19 protein-coding genes and 1 pseudogene are annotated in these 20,138 nt (G+C 62.7%); 6 read left to right on the forward strand and 14 right to left on the reverse strand.

Features of this window, described 5'->3' with window-relative positions; genetic code table 11:
* Window positions 1–36: 36 nt before the first annotated feature.
* From cbbX to ACWTU8_RS02445, 7 genes are read right to left on the reverse strand one after another with little or no spacing between them, the layout of a single operon-like run.
* Window positions 37–975, reverse strand: a complete 939-nt coding sequence (cbbX, locus tag ACWTU8_RS02415) for a CbbX protein (RefSeq protein ID WP_095518892.1) — start codon at window positions 973–975, stop codon at window positions 37–39.
* A gap of 8 nt (window positions 976–983) precedes the next feature.
* Window positions 984–1,418 carry a ribulose bisphosphate carboxylase small subunit gene (locus ACWTU8_RS02420; protein WP_065010919.1) on the reverse strand — a complete coding sequence of 145 codons (435 nt, stop codon included), beginning with the start codon at window positions 1,416–1,418 and terminating at the stop codon, window positions 984–986.
* A gap of 18 nt (window positions 1,419–1,436) precedes the next feature.
* On the reverse strand, window positions 1,437–2,930 hold the full coding sequence (locus tag ACWTU8_RS02425) for a ribulose-bisphosphate carboxylase large subunit (protein WP_127209844.1): 1,494 nt from the start codon (window positions 2,928–2,930) through the stop codon (window positions 1,437–1,439).
* Window positions 2,931–2,951: 21 nt separating this feature from the next.
* Window positions 2,952–4,031 carry a class II fructose-bisphosphate aldolase gene (gene fba, locus ACWTU8_RS02430; RefSeq protein ID WP_455846885.1) on the reverse strand — a complete coding sequence of 360 codons (1,080 nt, stop codon included), beginning with the start codon at window positions 4,029–4,031 and terminating at the stop codon, window positions 2,952–2,954.
* Window positions 4,032–4,043: 12 nt separating this feature from the next.
* Window positions 4,044–6,065: a transketolase gene (gene tkt / locus ACWTU8_RS02435; RefSeq protein WP_455846886.1), complete on the reverse strand. Its 2,022-nt coding sequence runs from the start codon at window positions 6,063–6,065 to the stop codon at window positions 4,044–4,046.
* 10 nt (window positions 6,066–6,075) lie between these two features.
* Window positions 6,076–6,948, reverse strand: coding sequence for a phosphoribulokinase (locus tag ACWTU8_RS02440; protein ID WP_065010922.1), 873 nt, complete (start codon window positions 6,946–6,948; stop codon window positions 6,076–6,078).
* A gap of 5 nt (window positions 6,949–6,953) precedes the next feature.
* Window positions 6,954–8,000: a class 1 fructose-bisphosphatase gene (locus ACWTU8_RS02445; RefSeq protein ID WP_455846887.1), complete on the reverse strand. Its 1,047-nt coding sequence runs from the start codon at window positions 7,998–8,000 to the stop codon at window positions 6,954–6,956.
* Window positions 8,001–8,123: 123 nt separating this feature from the next.
* Here ACWTU8_RS02445 and ACWTU8_RS02450 point away from each other — a divergent pair, with 123 nt between their 5' ends.
* Complete coding sequence (locus ACWTU8_RS02450; RefSeq protein ID WP_455846888.1) at window positions 8,124–9,083, forward strand: LysR family transcriptional regulator; 960 nt, start codon at window positions 8,124–8,126, stop codon at window positions 9,081–9,083.
* Window positions 9,084–9,154: 71 nt separating this feature from the next.
* Here ACWTU8_RS02450 and ACWTU8_RS02455 read toward each other — a convergent pair whose 3' ends face one another.
* Complete coding sequence (locus ACWTU8_RS02455) at window positions 9,155–9,580, reverse strand: hypothetical protein (RefSeq protein WP_455846889.1); 426 nt, start codon at window positions 9,578–9,580, stop codon at window positions 9,155–9,157.
* 105 nt (window positions 9,581–9,685) lie between these two features.
* Here ACWTU8_RS02455 and ACWTU8_RS02460 point away from each other — a divergent pair.
* Window positions 9,686–9,899, forward strand: a pseudogene (locus tag ACWTU8_RS02460) (TetR/AcrR family transcriptional regulator); the annotation flags it as partial.
* A 111-nt stretch (window positions 9,900–10,010) separates the two neighbouring features.
* Here ACWTU8_RS02460 and ACWTU8_RS02465 read toward each other — a convergent pair.
* Window positions 10,011–10,469 (reverse strand): nuclear transport factor 2 family protein, encoded by a 459-nt coding sequence (locus tag ACWTU8_RS02465; protein ID WP_455846890.1) that lies wholly within the window; start codon window positions 10,467–10,469, stop codon window positions 10,011–10,013.
* A 122-nt stretch (window positions 10,470–10,591) separates the two neighbouring features.
* Between ACWTU8_RS02465 and ACWTU8_RS02470 the strand changes: the two genes are divergently transcribed.
* Both ACWTU8_RS02470 and ACWTU8_RS02475 read left to right on the forward strand, forming a co-directional pair.
* Window positions 10,592–11,191 carry a TetR/AcrR family transcriptional regulator gene (locus tag ACWTU8_RS02470; protein ID WP_455837748.1) on the forward strand — a complete coding sequence of 200 codons (600 nt, stop codon included), beginning with the start codon at window positions 10,592–10,594 and terminating at the stop codon, window positions 11,189–11,191.
* The gene (locus ACWTU8_RS02475) at window positions 11,188–11,505 is read left to right on the forward strand and encodes a hypothetical protein (protein ID WP_455846891.1); all 318 of its coding nucleotides are present in this window, start codon (window positions 11,188–11,190) and stop codon (window positions 11,503–11,505) included. Before ACWTU8_RS02470 ends, ACWTU8_RS02475 begins: the two co-directional genes overlap by 4 nt.
* Here ACWTU8_RS02475 and ACWTU8_RS02480 read toward each other — a convergent pair.
* The 3 genes from ACWTU8_RS02480 to ACWTU8_RS02490 all read right to left on the reverse strand — a co-directional run bounded on the left by ACWTU8_RS02480 (window position 11,502) and on the right by ACWTU8_RS02490 (window position 16,488).
* The gene (locus ACWTU8_RS02480; RefSeq protein WP_455846892.1) at window positions 11,502–12,116 is read right to left on the reverse strand and encodes a TetR/AcrR family transcriptional regulator; all 615 of its coding nucleotides are present in this window, start codon (window positions 12,114–12,116) and stop codon (window positions 11,502–11,504) included. The two genes, ACWTU8_RS02475 and ACWTU8_RS02480, sit on opposite strands and share 4 nt — an antisense overlap.
* A gap of 140 nt (window positions 12,117–12,256) precedes the next feature.
* Complete coding sequence (locus ACWTU8_RS02485) at window positions 12,257–15,376, reverse strand: efflux RND transporter permease subunit (protein WP_455846893.1); 3,120 nt, start codon at window positions 15,374–15,376, stop codon at window positions 12,257–12,259.
* On the reverse strand, window positions 15,376–16,488 hold the full coding sequence (locus ACWTU8_RS02490; RefSeq protein WP_455846894.1) for an efflux RND transporter periplasmic adaptor subunit: 1,113 nt from the start codon (window positions 16,486–16,488) through the stop codon (window positions 15,376–15,378). The genes ACWTU8_RS02485 and ACWTU8_RS02490 overlap by 1 nt, the downstream gene beginning before the upstream one ends.
* Window positions 16,489–16,714: 226 nt before the next feature.
* On the opposite strand from ACWTU8_RS02490, the gene fabF reads away from it, so the two are divergent.
* On the forward strand, window positions 16,715–18,019 hold the full coding sequence (fabF, locus tag ACWTU8_RS02495; protein ID WP_455846895.1) for a beta-ketoacyl-ACP synthase II: 1,305 nt from the start codon (window positions 16,715–16,717) through the stop codon (window positions 18,017–18,019).
* A gap of 394 nt (window positions 18,020–18,413) precedes the next feature.
* Window positions 18,414–18,614 carry a hypothetical protein gene (locus ACWTU8_RS02500; protein WP_095518885.1) on the forward strand — a complete coding sequence of 67 codons (201 nt, stop codon included), beginning with the start codon at window positions 18,414–18,416 and terminating at the stop codon, window positions 18,612–18,614.
* 27 nt (window positions 18,615–18,641) lie between these two features.
* On the opposite strand, the gene ACWTU8_RS02505 is transcribed toward ACWTU8_RS02500, so the two are convergent.
* Both ACWTU8_RS02505 and ACWTU8_RS02510 read right to left on the reverse strand, forming a co-directional pair.
* Window positions 18,642–19,271, reverse strand: coding sequence for a hypothetical protein (locus ACWTU8_RS02505; RefSeq protein WP_455846896.1), 630 nt, complete (start codon window positions 19,269–19,271; stop codon window positions 18,642–18,644).
* Entirely contained in the window at window positions 19,271–20,131 is an 861-nt protein-coding gene (locus ACWTU8_RS02510; RefSeq protein ID WP_455848365.1) for an ABC transporter permease, read from the reverse strand. Before ACWTU8_RS02510 ends, ACWTU8_RS02505 begins: the two co-directional genes overlap by 1 nt.
* Window positions 20,132–20,138 lie beyond the last annotated feature (7 nt).

A 20,138-nucleotide genomic window follows, 5' to 3' on the forward strand; every position in this document is an offset into this window, starting at 1 on the left:
GTTTTCGGTCGCTGCACACCAACTGGCGTCATCTTGTCAGCGCGCCTTCGTCTCCGGTTCGCCTTCGAGCTTGCCTTCCGCGAACACGCGGCTGCCGCGAATATCGGATTCTTCAATGGTGATAAGGTCGGTTTTCGTCAACGCCCGATCGCGCGACGCGAAAAGCCGGTTGGCCTGGCGAAGCCGCGCCCGGTCGAGCCCATTGCGGACCGAGCGGGCGTTGGAGAAATGCGGCAGCCGCATGCGGATCGGGAGATACTCTTCGAGCGCCTTGGCCGCCGCCTCGCTGAGACGGTAATTCTGTTCCGCCAGCATGATCTCGGCGATCGATTTGAGCTCGCTGACACCGTAGTCGGGAAAATCGAGGTGGTGGGCGATGCGCGAGCGCATGCCGGGATTGCTGTCGAAGAAGCGGTCCATCTTGTTCTTGTAGCCGGCAAGAATCACGACCAGGTCGTCACGGTTGTTTTCCATGCATTGCAGCAGGATTTCGATCGATTCCTGGCCGTAGTCGCGTTCGTTCTCGGGCTTGTAGAGATAGTAGGCCTCGTCGATGAAAAGCACCCCGCCCATGGCGCGCTTGATCACTTCGCGGGTTTTGGGCGCGGTGTGGCCGACATACTGGCCGACGAGATCGTCTCGCGTCACCGCGACCATGTGGCCTTCGCGGACATAGCCGAGACGATGCAGGATTTCGGCCATCCTGAGCGCCACGGTGGTCTTTCCGGTGCCGGGATTTCCCGTAAAGTTCATGTGCAGCGTCGGCGCGCCCGAGGTCAGGCCGAACTTGCGGCGAAGCCGGTCGACCAGGAGCAGCGCCGCGATCTCGCGGATGCGGGTCTTGATGGGCTTCAGGCCAACGAGTTCGCGGTCGAGCTTGTCCATCACCTCGTCGATGTTAGACGCCTCGAACTCGGCCTGCAGATCAACCGATTCGTCCTGCGCGGCAGCGCCCTTTGCTATCGCGTCCAGCATGGTTTCGGCTAGCTCCGCTCGCCTTCGGGCCTGTCGGTCGCATAAGGCACGATCGAATAACCCTGGCTGCGGCCGTCGCGCTCCTGGCGCAGCAGCCGGAACCCGGGTTCGTTGGGCGGCCGGTTGACGATGAACGACATGCGTGGCGCTTCCCAGCCCTTGGTCGAATCGAAGGCGGTGACCCGAACATACATGTTGGGCATGGCTTTCCGGCAGCTGTTGACTTCAAGCAGGATGCCCGCCGGGTCCTTCAGGTCGAACATCGGGTTGCCGTACATTTCCCAATAGGTATTTCGCGGATGCGGATCGTCCGTGTACTCGACGCTGACCGCCCAGTGGTTTTTCAGCGCGTATTTGATCTGCGCCGAAATCTGCTCATCGGTCAGGTCGGGCAGGAACGAAAACTGTCCCTGCGTGACCTTGTTTCCCGGATTGGTCATCATGGCGACGGTTCCTTTCGTCTAGAAGCTGGGCGTTGCGGTTGGCACGAAGTCGGCCGTGTCGGTCGATTCGTAGTTGAAGGTGACGTCCTTCCAGGTCTCCAGGGCCGCCTTCAGCGGCGTGCACCATCTGGCCGCCTGTTCGAGGATTTTGGTCCCTTCGCGCAGATAGTCGCGGCCCTCGTTGCGGGCGAGGATCATCGCCTCCAACGCGACGCGATTGGCCGTCGCGCCGGCCTGGATGCCGTCCGGATGGCCGATCGTGCCGCCGCCGAACTGCAGGATGACGTCCTCGCCGAGATAATGGATCAGCTGGTGCATCTGGCCGGCATGGATGCCGCCCGAGGCAACGGGCATCACCTTGTTGAGCGAGGCCCACTCCTGATCGAAGAACAGCCCGGTTTCGAGGTTCTGCGGCGTGCGCTCCTCGCGCAGCGTGTCATAAAAACCCTTGATCATCAGCGGGTCGCCTTCCAGCTTGCCGACCACGGTGCCGGCATGGATGTGATCGACGCCGGCCATCCGCATCCATTTGCAGATGACGCGAAAATTCATGCCATGGTTCTTCTGGCGCGAATAGGTCGAGTTGCCGGCGCGGTGCAGGTGCAGGATCATGTCGTTGCGGCGTGCCCATTTGGCCATCGACTGGATCGCCGTGTAGCCAATGACGAGGTCGATCATGATGATGCAGGAGCCAAGCTGTTTTGCGAATTCGGCGCGCTCGTACATCTCCTCCATCGTGCCGGCGGTGACGTTGAGATAATGGCCCTTGACTTCGCCGGTAGCGGCCGAGGCCTTGTTCACAGCCTCCATGCAGTAGAGGAAGCGGTCGCGCCAGTGCATGAAGGGCTGCGAGTTGATGTTCTCGTCGTCCTTGACGAAGTCGAGGCCACCCTTCAGCGCCTCGTAGACGACGCGGCCGTAGTTGCGGCCTGACAGGCCAAGCTTCGGCTTCGTCGTCGCGCCGAGCAGCGGCCGGCCGAACTTGTCGAGCCGCTCGCGTTCCACCACGATGCCGGTCGCCGGGCCCTGGAAGGTTTTGAGGTAAGCCACCGGGATGCGCATGTCCTCGAGCCGCAAGGCCTTGACTGCCTTGAAGCCGAACACGTTGCCGATGATCGATGCAGTCAGGTTGGCGATTGAGCCCGGCTCGAACAGGTCGAGGTCGTAGGCAATGTAGGCGAAGTACTGCTGCTCGGTCTTGGTGCCGGGACCTGTGTTCGGCACCGGCTCGGATCTGAACGCTTTGGCGCGGTAGAGCTCGCAGGCGGTCAGCCTGTCGGTCCACACCACGGTCCATGTCGCGGTAGAGGATTCACCGGCGATGGCGGCGGCGGCCTCCTCGTGGTCGACGCCGGGCTGCGGCGTGATCCGAAACATGGCGATCAGGTCGGTTTCCTTGGGCCGGTAGTCCGGCTCCCAGTAACCCATCTTCTTGTAGGGTATGACGCCCGACTTGTAGCGTTCCTTGCCTTCCTTGAGGGTGCCTGCTGACGGCATGTCGATCTTGTTCATAACAGGTCTCCTGTTTGCCGCTCAGGCGGCTTTCGCGGTTGCGATTTGCGGGTCGAGCTTTCCCGCGGCGTAACGTTTGGCCATCTCGTCCATGGCGATAACCCTGATCTTCGAGGCGTTGCCCGCGGTGCCGAAGCGTTCGAAGCGATCGCGGCAAAGATCGCGCAAGGCGTCCATGGCGGGTTTCAGGAATTTGCGCGGATCGAATTCGTGCGGGTCCTCTGTAGCGATGCGGCGGAACTGCCCGGCCATGGCCATGCGGCAATCGGTGTCGATGTTGACCTTGCGCACGCCGTAGCGGATGCCGCGCTCGATCTCTTCGACCGGAACGCCAAAGGTCTGGGGCATCTCGCCGCCATATTTGTTGATGATGTCCTGCAGTTCCTGCGGCACCGAGGAAGAACCATGCATGACCAGATGCGTGTTGGGCAGCTTTTCGTGGATCGCCTCGATCACCTGCATGGCCAGGATGCCGCCGTCCGGCTTGCGGCTGAATTTGTAGGCGCCATGCGAAGTGCCGCAGGCGATCGCCAGCGCGTCGACCTGGGTGGCGGTGACAAAGTCGACCGCCTGATCGGGATCGGTCAAAAGCTGGTCGTGGGAAAGCGCACCTTCGGCGCCATGGCCATCCTCGGCCTCGCCCTGGCCGGTTTCCAGCGAGCCGAGCACGCCGAGCTCGCCTTCGACGGAAGCGCCGACCCAATGCGCCATCCGTGCGACACGTTCGGTGATGGCGACGTTGTAATCGTAGCTCGCCGGCGTCTTGGCGTCCGCCATCAGCGAGCCGTCCATCATCACCGAGGTGAAGCCGTGGCGGATCGCCGAAAGACAGGTGGCTTCGTTGTTGCCGTGATCCTGATGGATGCAGAGCGGAATGGCCGGATGCATTTCGGTCAACGCCTCCATCATCTTGGCCAGCATGATGTCGTTGGCATAGGAGCGGGCGCCGCGCGAGGCCTGGATGATGACCGGCGCGTCGCAGGCCTTGGCCGCCTCCATGATGGCGAGGCCCTGTTCCATGTTGTTGATGTTGAATGCGGGCACGCCATAGCCGTGCTCGGCGGCATGGTCGAGAAGCTGGCGAAGGGTGATGCGGGCCATTATCGGGTCCTCCTAGATGATGAGCTTCAGCGTCGCTGCGGCGACGGCTTCGGGCGTGATGTCGAAATGCCGGTAGAGATCCGGGGCAGGGGCGCTGGCGCCGAAACCGGCCATGCCGACGAAAGCGCCGGTGTCGCCGATCCAGCGATCCCAGCCGAGCCGCGCCGCGGCTTCGATGGCAATGCGCGGCGCCGAGCCGAGGACGGCCTTGCGGTAGTCCGCATCCTGTTCCTCGAAGAGCTCCCAGCATGGCATCGAGACGACCGCGGCCGCGATGCCGTGTTCGGTTTCCAGCCGTTCGGCGGCGGCAACGGCAATCTCGACCTCCGAGCCGGTGGCGATCAGGGTCACGGCGCGGTGCTCGGCTGGCTCGCGCAGGATGTAGGCGCCCTGGCTCGACCGGTTCTCGTCGCTGTGTGCCTCCTCGCTGTGTGCTTGGCGCAGCATCGGCAGGTTCTGGCGCGAGAGCACCAGCACGCTCGGCCGGTTCTTGCTTTTCAGCGCCAGTTCCCAGCACTCCGCCGTTTCGATGATGTCGGCCGGCCGGAAGACGTTGAGGTTCGGCGTCGCCCGTAGCATCGCCAGGTGCTCGACCGGCTGGTGGGTCGGGCCGTCCTCGCCGAGCCCGATGGAATCATGCGTCATCACATAGATAACGCGCTGGCCCATGAGCGCTGAGAGCCGCATCGCGCCGCGCGCATAGTCGGCGAAACACAGGAACGTGCCGCCATAAGGCACGAAGCCGCCATGCAGCGCGATTCCGTTCATGGCCGCGGCCATGCCGTGCTCACGGATGCCGTAGTGAATGTAACGGCCGGCATAGTCATCCGGCGCTATGCGATCCATGCCCTTGGTGATCGTCAGGTTCGAATGCGTCAGATCGGCGGAGCCGCCGACTGTCAGGTCGGTCGCGGCGTTGATTGCGCCGAGCGCCATTTCGGAGGCTTTCCGCGTTGCAACCTTGGTCGCCTTCTCGACATGCTCCTTGCGGAAAGCGCCGAGCGCTTCGAAGACCGTGTCGGGCAGGTTGCCGGCGACCGCGCTCTCGAGGGCCTGGCGCTGAGGCGAGGCGGCAAGCCGCTGCTCCCAGGCGCGCCGCGCCGCTTGCCCGCGCTCGGCAATCTCGCGCCAGGCGAACAGGATGTCGTCCGGCACCTCGAACGGCGCGTAGGCCCAGCCGATGTTTTCGCGCGTCGCGGCAATCTCGGCATCTCCCAGCGGTGCGCCATGTGTCTTTTCCGAGCCGCCCAGATTGGGCGCGCCCTTGCCGATCACCGTGCGGCAGGCGATCAGCGATGGCCGATCCGACTGCTGTGCTGCTTCGATTGCCGCAGCGACGGCCTCCATATCGTGGCCGTCCACCGATTGGACATGCCATCCGGCGGCTTTGAACCGTGCCGGCTGGTCCATCGATGTCGACAGCGAAGTCGGTCCGTCGATCGAGATCGCATTGTCGTCCCAGAAGACGATCAGCCGGGAGAGCTTCAGGTGACCGGCAAGGTCGATCGCCTCGTGGCTGATCCCTTCCTGCAGGCAGCCGTCGCCGGCGATCACATAGGTGAAATGGTCGACGAGATCAGCGCCGTGGCGGGCAGCAAGCATGCGTTCGGCCAGTGCCATGCCGACGGCGGTCGAAACGCCTTGTCCAAGCGGACCGGTCGTCGTCTCGATGCCAAGCGCATGGCCATATTCCGGATGTCCGGCGGTACGGCTGCCCAGCTGACGAAACCGCTGCAATTCCTCGATCGGCATGTCGTCGTAGCCGAGCAGGAAATGCAGCGCATATTGCAGCATCGAGCCGTGCCCGGCCGAAAGCACGAAGCGGTCGCGATCGGGCCAGTTGGGCGCCGACGGATCGATGTTGATGAAGCGGCTGAACAGTACCGTCGCGACATCGGCCATGCCCATCGGCATGCCAGGATGACCGGAATTGGCCTTTTGGACGCTGTCCATCGCCAGTGCGCGAATGGCGTTCGCCATGTCGCGCTCCGAGACGGCGGCGACGGGTTTCAATGCTGCTGCTTGGCTGTTCATGGCGTCCTCCTCACGACACACGGTTCTTGCGTTCGATCAATTGCAGGATGAGCGGCGTCAGGATCAGCTGCATGGCAAGGTCGAGCTTGTTGCCTGGTACCACTATGGAATTCGGCCGCGACATGAACGAGTCGTGGATCATCGAAAGCAGGTAGGGGAAATCGATGCCGCGGGGGTTGGCGAAGCGGATCACCAGCATCGATTCGTCGGGCGTCGGAATCCAGCGCGCGATGAATGGGTTGGACGTGTCGACGATCGGCACGCGCTGGAAGTTGATGGCGGTCTGCGAGAACTGCGGGACGATGTAGCGGACATAGTCCGGCATGCGGCGCAGGATCACGTCCATCACCGCCTCGGTGGAATAGCCGCGCGTTGCTCGGTCGCGATGGATCTTCTGGATCCATTCGAGATTTATGACCGGCACCACGCCGATCTTGAGGTCAGCGTGCCTGGCCAGGTTGATCTTGTCGGTGACGACGCAGCCATGCAGGCCCTCGTAGAAGAGCAGATCGCTCGGCGGGAATTCGCGCCATTCGGTAAATTGTCCCGGCGGCGTGCCGTACTGCTTCTCCTCGTCTTCGTCATGGATGTAGGTGCGGGTCTTTCCGGTTCCCCGGCGGCCATATTCCTCAAACACCTCTTCGAGGATTCCGAGTTCGTTGGCCGCGGCATTGAAGTGGGTGAAGTTCGGATTGCCCGCCTTCTCCTCCTCGGCCACCTTCACCTTCATCGTGGCACGGTCGTAGCGGTGGAAAGCGTCGCCCTCGATGAAGGCGGCCTCGATATTCTCGCGCCGGAAGATCAGATCGAAAATGCGCTTCACCGAGGTGGTGCCTGCGCCCGACGACCCGGTGATGGTGATGATGGGGTGCTTTGCCGACATGATGCTCAAGCCCTGAACAGGCCGCGGCGGCTGAACAGCGGCGCACGCTCGCCGATGGCGCTGGGCTCGGTGTGATAGCGGGTGATGCGCGCGACTTCCCGCGCCGATCCGAACACCACGGGGACGCGCTGGTGCAGGCTCTCGGGTTCGATTTCGAGGATGCGGGTGATCGTATCGGTAGCGGCACCGGCCGCCTGTTCGATGAGATAGGCGATCGGGTTGGCCTCGTAGACGAGGCGCAGCCGTCCCTGGCGATAACCCTTGCGCTTGTCGCCTGGATACAGGAATACGCCGCCGCGCATCAATATGCGGTAGCAGTCGGCGACCAGGGAGGCGATCCAGCGCATGTTGAACTCCTTCTCTCGTGGGCCTTCGGTGCCTTCGAGGCAGTCGTCGATGTAGAGCCGCACTGCCTCGTCCCAATGCCGGTAGTTGGCGGCGTTGATGGCGAACTCCTGGGTGCGCTGCGGGATGATCCGGCTCTCGTAGGCCTGGACGAAGGTGCCGAGCCTGGTCGAGAGGACGAAGACATGCGTACCGCTGCCGAGCGACAGAACCAGCGCCAGCTGCGGCCCGTAGATGAAGAAACCGGCACCCAGCTGGTTCACGCCTGCCTGCAAAAAAGAGGCGGCCGGATTTTCGTCCGGCGCGCCAGTTGCAGGGAGGAGCGAGAAGATCGTTCCGATCGACACGTTGGTGTCGATGTTGGAGGAGCCGTCGAGCGGGTCGATGGCGATGGCGAGAGGCGCTTGCCTGTCGAGCAGGACCGGCTGCTCCAGTTCCTCGGAGGCGTAGAGCGCGACCGGAGCGTGGCGCATGGCGCCGAGGAAGATGTCGTCGGCGAAGATGTCGAGATCCTTCTGGATGTCGCCATCGGCATTGGCGCCGCGGGTCCCGGCAAAGGCGGTGCCGAGCACCCCTTGATTGATGGTGTTGCGGATATTGGTAGCGGCCTGCGTCAGCTGGCGGACAGTCGCCACCACCGCGGAGCGCAGCTCGTCCGGCGGGCCGAGATAGGAATTCAGAAAAGCATCGAGCGTTGCCGCTGGCATCGTAACCTCCCGATCCAGCCGCTTCTCCTCGGGTCGGCCGGACAGGGGAATGAGAACCAACATCACCGGATAAGTAAAATTCAATAACTTTACTTACACACTAAAAAAATTTTAGTATGTCGCATGAGAAACCTCACGCTCAAGCAATTCAAGACAGTTCAGGCAATCATCAGCCACGGAAAAATCGTCAGCGCGGCCAAGGCGTTAGGCCTGTCGCCTCCAGCGCTGACGATCCAATTGCGGCAAGTCGAGGAGGAGTTCCAACTGGCCTTGTTCGACCGGACGTCGGACGGCATGCGTCCCACTGCCGCAGGTCTGGCCTTCGTCGAGACGGCGCAGGCGATCGAAGAGCGGCTTCGCCTGCTCGAAGACAGGATGGATGCGATCAAGGGTGTGCGCATCGGCAGCTTGAGGCTGGGCGTCGTTTCCACCGCCAAATATTTCGCGCCGCGGCTCATGGCCGGCTTCATCAAGGAGCATCCCGACATCGACATGCGGCTTGCCATCGGCAACCGCGCCGAAACGATCGACAGTCTGAAGAACCACGACATCGACATCGCGCTGATGGGACGCCCGGCGAAGGAAGTCCCGGTCCGTGCCTCGGTCTTCGGCGATCACCCGCTGGTCATCATCGCGCCGCCCGACCACCCGCTGGCCTCGGCACGCGAGATATCCAAGGAGCGGATCGCCGAGGAGCATTTCCTCATTCGCGAGCCCGGCTCCGGCACGCGCATCTCGCTGGAGATATTCCTAAGCGACGTGCCCGGCCGCATCGACGATCTCGGCGTCGAGATGGACTCGAACGAGACGATCAAGCAGGCGGTGATGGCGGGGCTCGGCATTGCCTTCATCTCTGCCCACACCATCGCCGCCGAAACCGAAGCCGGCCGGCTGGTCATCCTCGACGTTGTCGGCATGCCGATCCGCCGGCAATGGTTTTCGGTGATGCGCAGCGATCACGCGATCTCGCCTGCCATGGCGACGTTCCACGACTTCCTGATGCGCAAAGGCGCGATGTACCTGCCCCTGTTCGGCAAGCTCTATCCGCACGAAGAACCGAGCACTAGAGGTCGCGCGAGTTAGGGCGCGCGGCCCCAAGACAAACCCTTCAGACAATGGCCCTCGTCGCTCTCAAGTTAGATTGCGTTTGACCTTTACATCGGCCCCACGGACGCGAGCTCTCGGCCAGCAGCACGCAGGCTGCCGTCTGCAGGACGGGTCGGTGCATTGGCGTCGGCTCGCAGGTGCACGTCGGTCTCGGACGACACCGTCACCTCATCGCCGGACCGCGAGAACGCGTAGAGCGGGCCGCGGTGGCCCGGCATCGAAAAGGCCACGGAATCGCCGTCGGCAAGGCCCATGACGACGCGCTGCGGATCGCCGCCGATCTTCGGCGCGAAGGTGGCGGTGACCTCCAGGAGGTCGCCCTCGGCCGGGACGAAATAGACGACCATGTCGAGGTGTCCCTCGTGCAGGCTGCCGGCTTCGATCGGGCGTCCTATGGCGGCTTCCTCGGCAAATGCCGGGGCGGCAAGAAACAGCGCGGCCAAAACCGAGGCGCTCAGGGTTTTGCGGATCATCTCGTATCTCCTTCTTTTTAGATTGCGTTCGAACTCTATAAAGGATTTAGATTACGAATGCAATCTAAAATTGAAAAATAATGATGCCTGTGAGGCTCTGCGGAAATCCGCGAAACCGTGATCAATGTGGCAAGCGGGCTTTTTCGGGAGCGCGGCTTTGACGGCATCGGCCTTAGGTGCCGGGCTGACCCAGGGCGCGTTCTATAAGCAGTTCGCCTCCAAGGACGATCTGGCGGTGCAGGCATCGAGGCGGGCGATGGAGAGCGCCACCCGCCGGTGGTCTCGCGGACCGTCAACGACGAGCGCTGTCGAAGCGGTTCCTGCAAGCGGCCGCTGAGAGCGTGCTGATGGGGTCGTCTGGGGGCGATGCCCGGCATGGCCACGGGCTAGCGTACCCGCGGTTACGCTGCGGCCGCCGACTGCGCTTCTGCTAGCCTACAATTGGTTCGGCGACAGCTTCTTCGAGGCCAGTTGCCGCTTGGGCGGCAAGACCGCGGGCTGCTGCTTGTGAATCGTAGAATTCCTCGAGGGCATAGACCTTGCCCCATCGCAGGGTGAACACGTGGAGACCGCTGTTGACGTAGGACGCGTCGCCGTTGAGCAGCGTCGCGGTGCCGTCCCACTGGGCAAAGACGGTGGTATGCCACGGCCAGCCCTTCACCCAGACGTGGTTGACCGTAAGATGGAGATTGGGCAGGACGCGGCCGAGGCGCTCAAACCATCGGCGCACGGCTTCTTTGTCGTGGCGCTCACCACCAAGCGCATGGGTGCCGGAAACGCGGTGATGGACATGCGGCACGAGTGCTTTCACCGCGTCATCCCAGCGATGTTTGTTGACGTGGTCGAAGCTCTCCCGGATCGATTTCTCGACAAAATAACTGTATAGCATTTGACCTCTCCTCCAAATTTTCGATGGCGTGATCGCGGGCACCCGTGCGCAGCCAAATTGGATTGCGTTCGCACTCTATATCTGCTATAGATGTCGAACGCAAGCTAATTTAGGAGATGACGATGCGTGTGAGTCGCATTCAGGCGGCGGAAAACCGCGAAACCGTGATCAATGTGGCAAGCCGGCTTTTTCGGGAGCGCGGCTTTGACGGCATCGGCCTTAAGGACCTGATGGAGGCTGCCGGGCTGACCCAGGGCGCGTTTTACAAGCAGTTCGCATCAAAGGACGATCTGGCGGCGCAGGCGTCCAGGCGGGCGATGGAGAGTGCCTTCCACCGATGGTCGGCCGCAGCCGCGGCCAATCCTGAGGATCCGCTTGGCGCGGTGATCGCATTCTACCTCAGTTTGGACCATCGCGCAGACAGAATGGACGGCTGCCCGGTCGTGGCGCTCGGCTCGGACGCCGCCAGGCAGGGCGCCGATGTCAAGGCGTCATTCGAAGCCGGCGTCAGGGAGTACCTCGAGATGCTCGGTAATTGGGTTGGCGACGGCGAGGAGCCCAGTGGCAAGGCCATGGCCATTCTCTCGACCATGGTCGGCGCGGTAGTCCTCTCGCGGGCTGTCAACGACGAGCGGCTGTCGAAGCGGTTCCTGCAAGCGGCGGCCGAGAGCGTGCTGATTGCGTCGTCTGCGGGCGATGCCCAGCAAGGACCGCGCCAATGACGATGGATTCTGCGAGCGAAGCGCGCAGCGCGACAGGCTCAATCGCCGAGCTGGCGGACTGCACCGGGCTCGAGCTCGTTGCGAGGCTGGCGGACGGCAGCATCCGCTGCGGAAGCGCAGAGCTGCCGGTAAGGACCCACAGCCGGACCGAACCATTCGGCGCGTCGGCGATAGGCTGCGGGCCGCTGCTTCTCATATCCATCAAGTCTGATGTCGTGGGCGATTACTGCGAGCTGGAATTCGCGCAGACGCATGCGCTCGAAACGCCTGGTGGCTTTGAGATGTGCTGGCAGCCGCCTTCCCAGGCCGCCTAGTCCGACTTGCCGAGAGCCTTCAGAATAAAGCGAATCTGCTCGCGCAGGCCCGCTTCGGTGTCTTCGCCGTGTTGAACGCTGTGCTCGATCAGAATCGGGTGGAAGAACGGCGTGAACGCGGTCTTGATCGCACGCGACGCTTCCGCGGGATCTTCGACGATGAATTCGCCCGCTTCGATGCCCTCGCGGATGATCGCCTCGAAGATTGTCACCATCCCCTCGATATGCGCTTTGATGATCGCCGAGTTCGCCTGCATGGCGTCGACAATCATGTCGTGCATGCGCTTTTCCTTGATCAGTTTCGTCTTGTTGTGGTGGTGAATAGCGGTCAGGAGCCGGTCGAGTTTTTCCGAGGCTGTCGCGTTCGTGCATGCGATCGCAAAGGCGATCTCAGCGACCTCGTTCACGACACGTCCATAGATGGACTCGTTGATCGCACCCTTGGAGGCGAAGAAACGGTAGACGTTCGCCGGGCTCATGCCGATCTCGGAGGCGATGTCGGCCACCGACGTCTTGTGGTGGCCGATGCGGCGGAAGTGCTCCTCCGCGACCTCCAGGATGCGTGCGCGCATCTCGTCGGGATCAGTTCGCGTTCGGACCGGACGATTCATAAATGTCTCCAGAACTGATGACTGCCGGGCTCGCCCTGGACGATCATCTGTAAGCGGCAAGATCGTGCAGCTTGCCCTGCGCATGTTCAGGCAAAGGCCAGCGGACGAGAACTTGAACCGCCTCCTCCGGCAACAGAACCCTATTCGGCGGCTAATGTTGTTTGCATTTCCAGTTCATCCGTCGAGTCGGATGGCTCCTCATGGACGTCGTCTGCTGTTGGCTTGATCCGGAACCACGCGGCATAGAGCGCTGGAAGGAAGAGCAGGATCAGCACCGTGCCGACCGCCGTACCGCCGATCAGCGTATAGGCCATCGATCCCCAGAAGACAGAGTGCGTGAGGGGGATGAAGGCCAGCACGGCGGCAAGTGCGGTCAGGATCACCGGCCGCGTGCGTTGCACCGTGGCCTCGATGACGGCGTGATAGTCGTCGAGGCCGGCCGCCTGGTTCTCCTTGATCTGTTCGGTCAGGATCAGCGTGTTGCGCATCAGGATGCCGGCCAGACCAATCAGGCCCAGAATGGCGTTGAAGCCGAAGGGCTGGTTGAAGGTGAGCAACATAGGCACGACGCCGACGAGGCCAAGCGGTGCCGTCAGCATGACCATGGCCATTGTCGAGAAGGACCGCACCTGCAATATGATGACGATCAGCATGGCGGCGATCATGGCCGGAAAGACTTTACCCAGCGCCGTGTTGGCCTTTTCGGCCTCCTCGATCGATCCGCCCAGTTCGATGCGATAGCCGGCCGGAAGGGACGCGATCAGCGGCTGAAGGGCCTTCATGATCTGCTTGGAAACCTCCGGAGGCTGGGTCGCCTCGTTGATGTCCGAGCGGATCGTGATGACGGGCGTGCGATCGCGGCGCTTCAGGATCGGCTCTTCCAGGCGGATTTCCGAATGGCCGATCTGGTCGAGCGGAATCTGGCGGCCGTCCCGGCTCATCAGCGAGAAATCCGCCAGGCGTGCCGGATCCAGCCGCTCAGCCCCGGCGCTGCGTGCGACGACGGGGACATTGCGGATGTCCTCGCGGACCTGCGTTACGGGGATACCGGTGAGGAGGAATTGCAGTTGCTGGGCCACCTCGGCAGGCGAGAGGCCGATGAGGTTCAGCCGGTCCTGATCCGGGACGAAGCGGAGCACGGGCGTGCGGTTGCCCCAGTCGCGGTTGGCCTGCCGAACGTCCGGGACGTCCCGCATGATGTCGAGGGCCTTCTCGGAAATGCTGTAGAGTTGCACGGGATCACGTCCCATGACCCGAAACTCGACCGGGAACGGCGTGTAGGGCCCGAACACAAGTTGGGTGACACGTACGTCGGCCCCGGGTGCAAGCCCTTGCGACACCGCCTCCCGGAGCCGGTGCTTCAATGCCTCGCGCGCCTCCGCGTCCGGTGTCAGCACGACGATCTTGGCGAAGGCGGGATCGGGCAATTCCGGCGCCATCGCGAAGAAGAAGCGGGGAGCGCCCTGACCGACATAGCTCGTGACGATCTCAGCCTCGGGCTGGTCGTCCAGCCAGCCTTCGAGCGTCTCGACCGTGGCGGTCGTCGTCTCGATGCTGGTGCCTTCCGGCAGGCGAACCTCCACCAGCACTTCGGGGCGGTCGGATGTTGGGAAGAACTGCTGTTTGAGGGAGCCTATGCCGACGACGGAAAGCACGAAGGCGATGGCGACAATACCGCTGATTACGAACTTGTGCCGCACGGCAAAGACGATGAGCCGCCGCAGGCGCCGATAGTTCGGTGTGTCGTAGATCGCGTGGTGACCGCCTTCGACCGGTTTGATCTCGGGCAGCATCTTGACGCCAAGATAGGGCGTGAAGATCACCGCGACGATCCACGAGACGATAAGGGCAAACCCGACGACCCAGAAGATGTTGCCCGCGTATTCGCCGGCCGTGGAGCGCGCGAAGCCCACCGGCAGGAACCCGGCGACCGTCACGAGCGTTCCCGACAGCATCGGCGCCGCGGTGTGGCTCCACGCATAGGCCGCCGCCTTGATGCGGTCCATGCCCTCTTCCATCTTCACCACCATCACCTCGATGGCGATGATGGCATCGTCCACGAGAAGACCGAGCGCCAGGATGAGAGCGCCGAGCGTGATGCGGTCGAAGAACCGGCCGGTTTCCAGCATGATGAGGAAGACGACCGCAAGCGTCAGAGGAACGGCGGCCGCCACGACGATGCCGACGCGCCAACCCATGCTGATCAGGGCGATCAGCAGCACCACGCCGAGCGCCATCGCGAACTTCATCATGAATTCGTCGACCGCCGAGGTAATGTTGACGGCCTGATCGCTCACCTTGTCGAGCGTCATCCCGAGCGGGAGTGTCTGTGCGATGGCCGCAGTTCTGTCCTCCAGCGCCTTGCCGAGCGCGAGACCGTCCCAGCCCTCCTGCATGACGGCTGCCAGCATGATGGTGGGCTCACCCTGGCGGCGGATGAGATATGTGGGCGGATCCTCGTAGCCGCGGCGGACCTCGGCAATGTCGGAGAGCTTCAGCGTCCGCCCCGAAGCGACGATCGGCGTGTCGGCGATCGCCTGGACGCTGTCATAAGCGCCGTCGACCCGGATGAAGACCCGCGGCCCCTGAGTGTCGATCGAGCCCGCCGGTGTGACGGTGTTCTGCCGCTGCAAGGCGGCGACGATGTCCTGTGCCGAGACGCCGAGGGTTGTCAATTTGGCGTAGGAGAACTCGACGAATATCTGTTCGGGACGCTCACCGAGGATGTTGATCTTCTTGACGCCGGGCACGTGCAGGAGGTCCTGGCGGATCACTTCGGCCTGCCTGGCCAGCTCACGCATCGGCATGCCCTTGGCCTTCAGAGCATAAAGGGCGAAGCTCACGTCCGAATATTCGTCATTGACGAAGGGGCCGAAGACGCCGGGCGGCAGGTTGCGGGCTTCATCCCCGAGCTTCTTGCGGGCCTGGTAAAACTCCTCCTCAACGGCGGATGGCGGCGTGTCGTCCCTCAGCGTGACGGTCATATAGGCATAGCCCGGCCGTGTGGTCGTCTCCACCCGGTCGTACCAGGTCATTTCCTGAAGCCGTTTCTCCAACGGTTCGGCGACGAGATCCTGCATCTCGCGTGCTGTCGCACCCGGCCACGCCGTCGTGACCGTCAGGGTCTTGATGGTGAAGTTGGGGTCTTCCGCCCGCCCGAGCATGACAAACGCATAGGCGCCGGCCGCCACTGCCAAGAGGATGAAGAACAGGGTGACGGCCCGTTCGCGAACGGCAATCGCGGAAAGATTGAGGTTCATCACTTGCCCCCGCTTTCGGATGCAGTCCTGACTTGAGCGCCCTCCTGCAGGAGGTGAGCGCCGAGCGAAACAATCGGATCGGCAGAGTTCAATCCGGAGATCACTGCGGATTCACTGGTCACACGAACAAGCTGCACGGGCTGAAAGTGTACGGTCGAGGTGGCGCTGTCCAGGACCCAGACGCCGGTCTTCCGACCATCATCGAGCACAGCCCCCAGCGGCACCTGGACTTCAGGCTGACCGGCCTGGCTTGCAAGCCGAATGGTTACCGTCGCGCCAAGCGGTGTTGCCGCGGCCTCGCCATCAAGCACATAGCGGGCCTCGTAGGTACGGGTCTGGGGATCGGCGGAGTTCGATAACTGCCGGAGATGTGCTGCATAGCGACGCCCATCACCCCCATACACGCTGGCCTCGGCTACCGACCCGATCGCCGGCCGGATCGTTTCGGGAAGCGCGACCACCGCTTCGGGGGGGCCGGCCTGGGCGATGCGAACCACCGGCTGGCCGGCGGAGACGACCTGCCCCGGCTCGCCAAGCGTATCGACCACCGTTCCATCCGCGTTCGCCACCAGGACCGCGTAGGTCGCCTCGTTCTCTGCGACCTTCGCTTCCGCTTCCACGGCGGCAAGCTGGGCCGTGGCAGTATCCAGCGCGGCCTTTGCCTGCTCGTACCGCTGCGGGGTTGCAGCCAACTCCTTCTTGACCAGAACAGCGTAGCGCTTTTCGTCCGCGCTCGCCTGAACCAGGACAGCGCGTGCTGCAGCGACAGCGTTGCGCTTCGCCGTGAGCGAAAGGCGAAGGTCGGTGTCGTCGATCCGCATCAGCGGCTGACCGGCTTTGACCTCCTGACCGACGTCCACGAGCCGTTCCACGATCTTGCCTGAGACGCGAAAACCGAGATTGCTCTCGACCTTCGCTCCTATGATGCCCGTGAAGCTGCGTTCGGATCCGGCCACCGGAGCTGCCGTCGCCAACCTGACCATAGGGGGTTCCTGCCTCGGGTCGCCCACGGCGGCGGCTTCCTGCGTGGGAATGGCAAGTGTGGCGAACGCCACCGCCCCTGACACCGCGATCAAGACACCGGCTAACACCACACGATTCCGATTTTTCATGCCCATCGCCTCCTCTCAAAAATAGATTGCATTCGCACTCTATATCCGATATAGATTTCGAACGCAATCTAAAAAAAGGAATTCGACGATGCGTGTGAGTCGCATGCAGGCCGCGGAAAACCGCGAAACCGTGGTCAATGTGGCAAGCACCGCTTCTTCCGAGCGCCACCTCGCCGGGGCGGAGCCAAGCGATTCTAGCAACCTGCCGAGATCGATAGGAGAATAGATGCGACGGATTGTCGTTACAGGCATGGGAGCGATCACGCCCCTTGCTGCCGATGTCGAAGCGTCCTGGTCGCGCCTCTTGGCTGGTCGCTCAGGTATCCGCAGGCTTCCCGACGATGTGGCGGGAGACCTGCCGGCGAAGATCGGCGGGGTGGTTCCGTCGCTGGAAGACGATCCGCACGCTGGTTTCGATCCGGATGCCGTCCTGCCGCCAAAGGACCAGCGCAAGGTAGACCGGTTCATTCTCTTTGGACTCGCCGCTGCACAAGAGGCACTCGCCCAAGCAGGATGGGCACCCGCCTCGGAAGCGGATCGCCTGCGTACGGCTACGATCATCGCCTCGGGCGTCGGCGGGTTCCCCGCCATAACCGAGGCGGTGCGCACGGTCGACGGGCGCGGCGTCCGCCGTCTTTCGCCGTTCACGGTACCGTCCTTCCTGGTGAACCTCGCGGCGGGCCACATCTCGATCCGCCATGGCTTCAAGGGGCCACTCGGCGCACCGGTGACGGCGTGTGCGGCCGGCATCCAGGCGATCGGCGATGCGGCTCGTCTTATCCGCGCCAATGAAGCCGACATCGCGGTGTGCGGCGGGACGGAAGCGTGCATGAATATCGTCAGCCTCGGTGGTTTTGCCGCGGCTCGCTCTCTTTCGACCTCCTTTAATCACCGTCCTGATCAGGCCTCCCGTCCGTTCGACATGTTGCGTGACGGCTTCGTCATGGGCGAAGGAGCCGGCATTCTGGTGATCGAGGAATTGAGCCACGCGCTTGCGCGCGGTGCGAAACCGCTCGCCGAGCTCGTCGGCTACGGCACGACGGCGGATGCTCATCACGTCACCTCCGGTCCCGAGGACGGCGACGGGGCGCGGCGGGCTATGGAGATCGCGATCGCCCAAGCCGGCATCTCGCCGGGTGAGGTCCGCCACCTCAATGCGCACGCGACCTCCACCCCGGTCGGTGACCTCGGGGAAATCGCGGCGATCAGAACACTCTTCGGCGCAGATTCCGCCATCGCTGTCAGCGGAACGAAGTCGGCGACCGGACACCTGCTCGGAGCCGCCGGCGGGCTTGGAGCGATCTTCACAATCCTGGCGCTCAGGGATCAAGTAGCACCGCCGACACTCAATTTGAGCGCGCCGGATCCAGCCGGCGACGGGATCGACTTCGTCGCAAACCAAGCCCGCCCGATGGGAATGGACTACGCGATCTCCAACGGCTTCGGCTTCGGAGGCGTCAATGCCAGCGCGCTATTCCGGCGCTGGACGGACGAGTTGGCCGGTGTGGGCACCAGAGGCGCTCATAACTGACGCCCTCCGAGAAGGCGCCATGCGGCGGGAAAAAATGGCGCGCCAGGTCAGTTTCCTGCACCGTTTCGCCCCGCATTCGCATTCGACAAGAGCTGCGTAAGCAGAACGGGCTGCCGGTCTGACGACATCGACGACATGCCGTGATGATCGGGTTCATCGGCACTGGAAACATCGGCGCCACATCGAGGCAGCGCAAACTTGAAGCAATTGCTCTGGAGAACGTCCCGCCGATCGTTGGAGTTAGATAAGTGATATGTTATGTTGCAGTGCGAAAGAGCAGGGGCCACGTCCTTTCACACCCGTAAGCGATCTGTATATGCGACCCCTGCAGACTGGTCGGTATCACTGAAACCTCCCGGGCATGGGGTTCGGGATTCGATGGGGACAAGGGGCAATGCTTTACACGCTCGTTATGATGGTCTGCCTGACGGATGTGCCGCAGACCTGTGAACAACGCGAACAGATGGTGGACGGCCTGGCGATGAATCCCGGGACCGCCTTCATGCAGGCGCAGCCGCTGGTCGCCCAGTGGATCGAGACGCATCCCGGTTATTTCGTTCAGCGCTGGCGCGTGCTGCCCGGCCGAGGATCGTGAGAGCCGCCGCGAAGGTCGAATGAGGTTCTACTTCTTCGCGGCGAGTGTTTCCGAGACCGCCTTGGACAATTGATAAAGCCGCTGCTCGATGATCGTCGGCACTTCACAGACGTAAGTCAGTGATTGTACGCGTTCGTTGAAAATTCGCGTTGCGAATTTCAGCTGTTCGGTTCGCCGTTCGATCTCGTTGGGATCTGCATCGGGCTTTGCCCGCAACGCATCGACGTCGGACGCTTCCTTGCGCAACGCGGCGGCCATTTCGAGCTGCTTGTGGGCGTAACGGGCAATGCCTGAGATCACGTGAGAACGCTCGGCGTCCATGTGATCGAACATGCCTTGCACCAGCATCGCCATTTTCGGCGCAAGCTGCTCGGCCGGCAGCGAGGCGGCGAAATCCTTGATCTTCTTTTGGGCTTCGGCAATCGGTATCCGCCGGGCTGCTACCTCCTCGACCAGGGCGGAGATACCGGGGTCTTTCGACAAGTCCTTCGCCGCTGGCGGCAGCTCCGGCCCGTTCCAGATCTGGCCGAGCGAGAGTTGTGGCACCTTGCGCTGTATGCAAGGCCAGTCCGGATCGATGTTCGCCGCCATGGCGTTCACGCCCGGCGCGAGCATGGCAACCACAGCCAGGCTGCGAACAAGGCTCATTCGTGCCATCAGGCATTTCCTCCCGTGTCCTGTTTGCGGGTCATCAGGCCGCGCGAAGGGTCGTAGGCGATGATTGCGGCGGCAAGGAACAGCAGCGTGCAGCCGGCAACGACGCCCAGCGACAGCCAGTTAACCTGCCCGTAGAAGGCGAAGCGGATCAACTCGACCGCATAAGTGAACGGGTTGGCGAGGCAGATTTTGTAGAGCAGCGGGCTCGCCTCCTGGATGCGCCACAATGGATAGAGCGCCGGAGAGGCGAAATAGCCGGGAAAGATGACGAAGTTCATGATGCCGGCGAAATTTTCGAGCTGCTTGATCATCGACGACAAAAGCATGCCGAGCGCGCAAAGCATCATGCCCGACAAGAACAACGCCGGCAGCACCATGAGATAGCCGATCGGCGGCGCCTTGACGCCCCAAAACCAGGCAACGATCAGGAACGCGTAGACCTGCGCAATCGATACGGAGACGCCGGCGAGCATCTTCGACACCAGCAGGAACCAGCGCGGGAAGGGGCTGACCAAAAGGGTGCGCATGTTGCCCATCTCGCGGTCATAAACCATCGACAGCGAAGACTGCATGCCTGAGAACAGCAGGATCATGCCGCACAAGCCCGGCGTGATGTAGACCTCGTAGAGCACGTAGGTCTTGTAGGGTGGGATGATCGATACGCCGAGCACCTGCCGGAATCCGGCGGCAAAAATGAACAGCCAGATGAGCGGCCGAACAAGCGAGGATATGAAGCGCTCGCGCTGGTGCAGGAAGCGCAGGCACTCCCGCAGGACGACGCCTTTGAGGCAAATGAGATAATGTCGCAGGCCGAATTTTTCGAACTTCACCGGGATGAAACCGGCGACTTTATCGGGCATTGCGGGA

It is taken from the genome of Mesorhizobium sp. BHbdii, from assembly GCF_053848045.1.

Coding starts and splice junctions, on each gene's coding strand:
- cbbX (WP_095518892.1), bottom strand. CDS start 975: ATGCTGGACGCGATAGCAAAGGGCGCTGCCGCGCAGGACGAATCGGTT.
- ACWTU8_RS02420 (WP_065010919.1), bottom strand. CDS start 1,418: ATGATGACCAATCCGGGAAACAAGGTCACGCAGGGACAGTTTTCGTTC.
- ACWTU8_RS02425 (WP_127209844.1), bottom strand. CDS start 2,930: ATGAACAAGATCGACATGCCGTCAGCAGGCACCCTCAAGGAAGGCAAG.
- fba (WP_455846885.1), bottom strand. CDS start 4,031: ATGGCCCGCATCACCCTTCGCCAGCTTCTCGACCATGCCGCCGAGCAC.
- tkt (WP_455846886.1), bottom strand. CDS start 6,065: ATGAACAGCCAAGCAGCAGCATTGAAACCCGTCGCCGCCGTCTCGGAG.
- ACWTU8_RS02440 (WP_065010922.1), bottom strand. CDS start 6,948: ATGTCGGCAAAGCACCCCATCATCACCATCACCGGGTCGTCGGGCGCA.
- ACWTU8_RS02445 (WP_455846887.1), bottom strand. CDS start 8,000: ATGCCAGCGGCAACGCTCGATGCTTTTCTGAATTCCTATCTCGGCCCG.
- ACWTU8_RS02450 (WP_455846888.1), top strand. CDS start 8,124: ATGAGAAACCTCACGCTCAAGCAATTCAAGACAGTTCAGGCAATCATC.
- ACWTU8_RS02455 (WP_455846889.1), bottom strand. CDS start 9,580: ATGATCCGCAAAACCCTGAGCGCCTCGGTTTTGGCCGCGCTGTTTCTT.
- ACWTU8_RS02465 (WP_455846890.1), bottom strand. CDS start 10,469: ATGCTATACAGTTATTTTGTCGAGAAATCGATCCGGGAGAGCTTCGAC.
- ACWTU8_RS02470 (WP_455837748.1), top strand. CDS start 10,592: ATGCGTGTGAGTCGCATTCAGGCGGCGGAAAACCGCGAAACCGTGATC.
- ACWTU8_RS02475 (WP_455846891.1), top strand. CDS start 11,188: ATGACGATGGATTCTGCGAGCGAAGCGCGCAGCGCGACAGGCTCAATC.
- ACWTU8_RS02480 (WP_455846892.1), bottom strand. CDS start 12,116: ATGAATCGTCCGGTCCGAACGCGAACTGATCCCGACGAGATGCGCGCA.
- ACWTU8_RS02485 (WP_455846893.1), bottom strand. CDS start 15,376: ATGAACCTCAATCTTTCCGCGATTGCCGTTCGCGAACGGGCCGTCACC.
- ACWTU8_RS02490 (WP_455846894.1), bottom strand. CDS start 16,488: ATGAAAAATCGGAATCGTGTGGTGTTAGCCGGTGTCTTGATCGCGGTG.
- fabF (WP_455846895.1), top strand. CDS start 16,715: ATGCGACGGATTGTCGTTACAGGCATGGGAGCGATCACGCCCCTTGCT.
- ACWTU8_RS02500 (WP_095518885.1), top strand. CDS start 18,414: ATGCTTTACACGCTCGTTATGATGGTCTGCCTGACGGATGTGCCGCAG.
- ACWTU8_RS02505 (WP_455846896.1), bottom strand. CDS start 19,271: ATGGCACGAATGAGCCTTGTTCGCAGCCTGGCTGTGGTTGCCATGCTC.
- ACWTU8_RS02510 (WP_455848365.1), bottom strand. CDS start 20,131: ATGCCCGATAAAGTCGCCGGTTTCATCCCGGTGAAGTTCGAAAAATTC.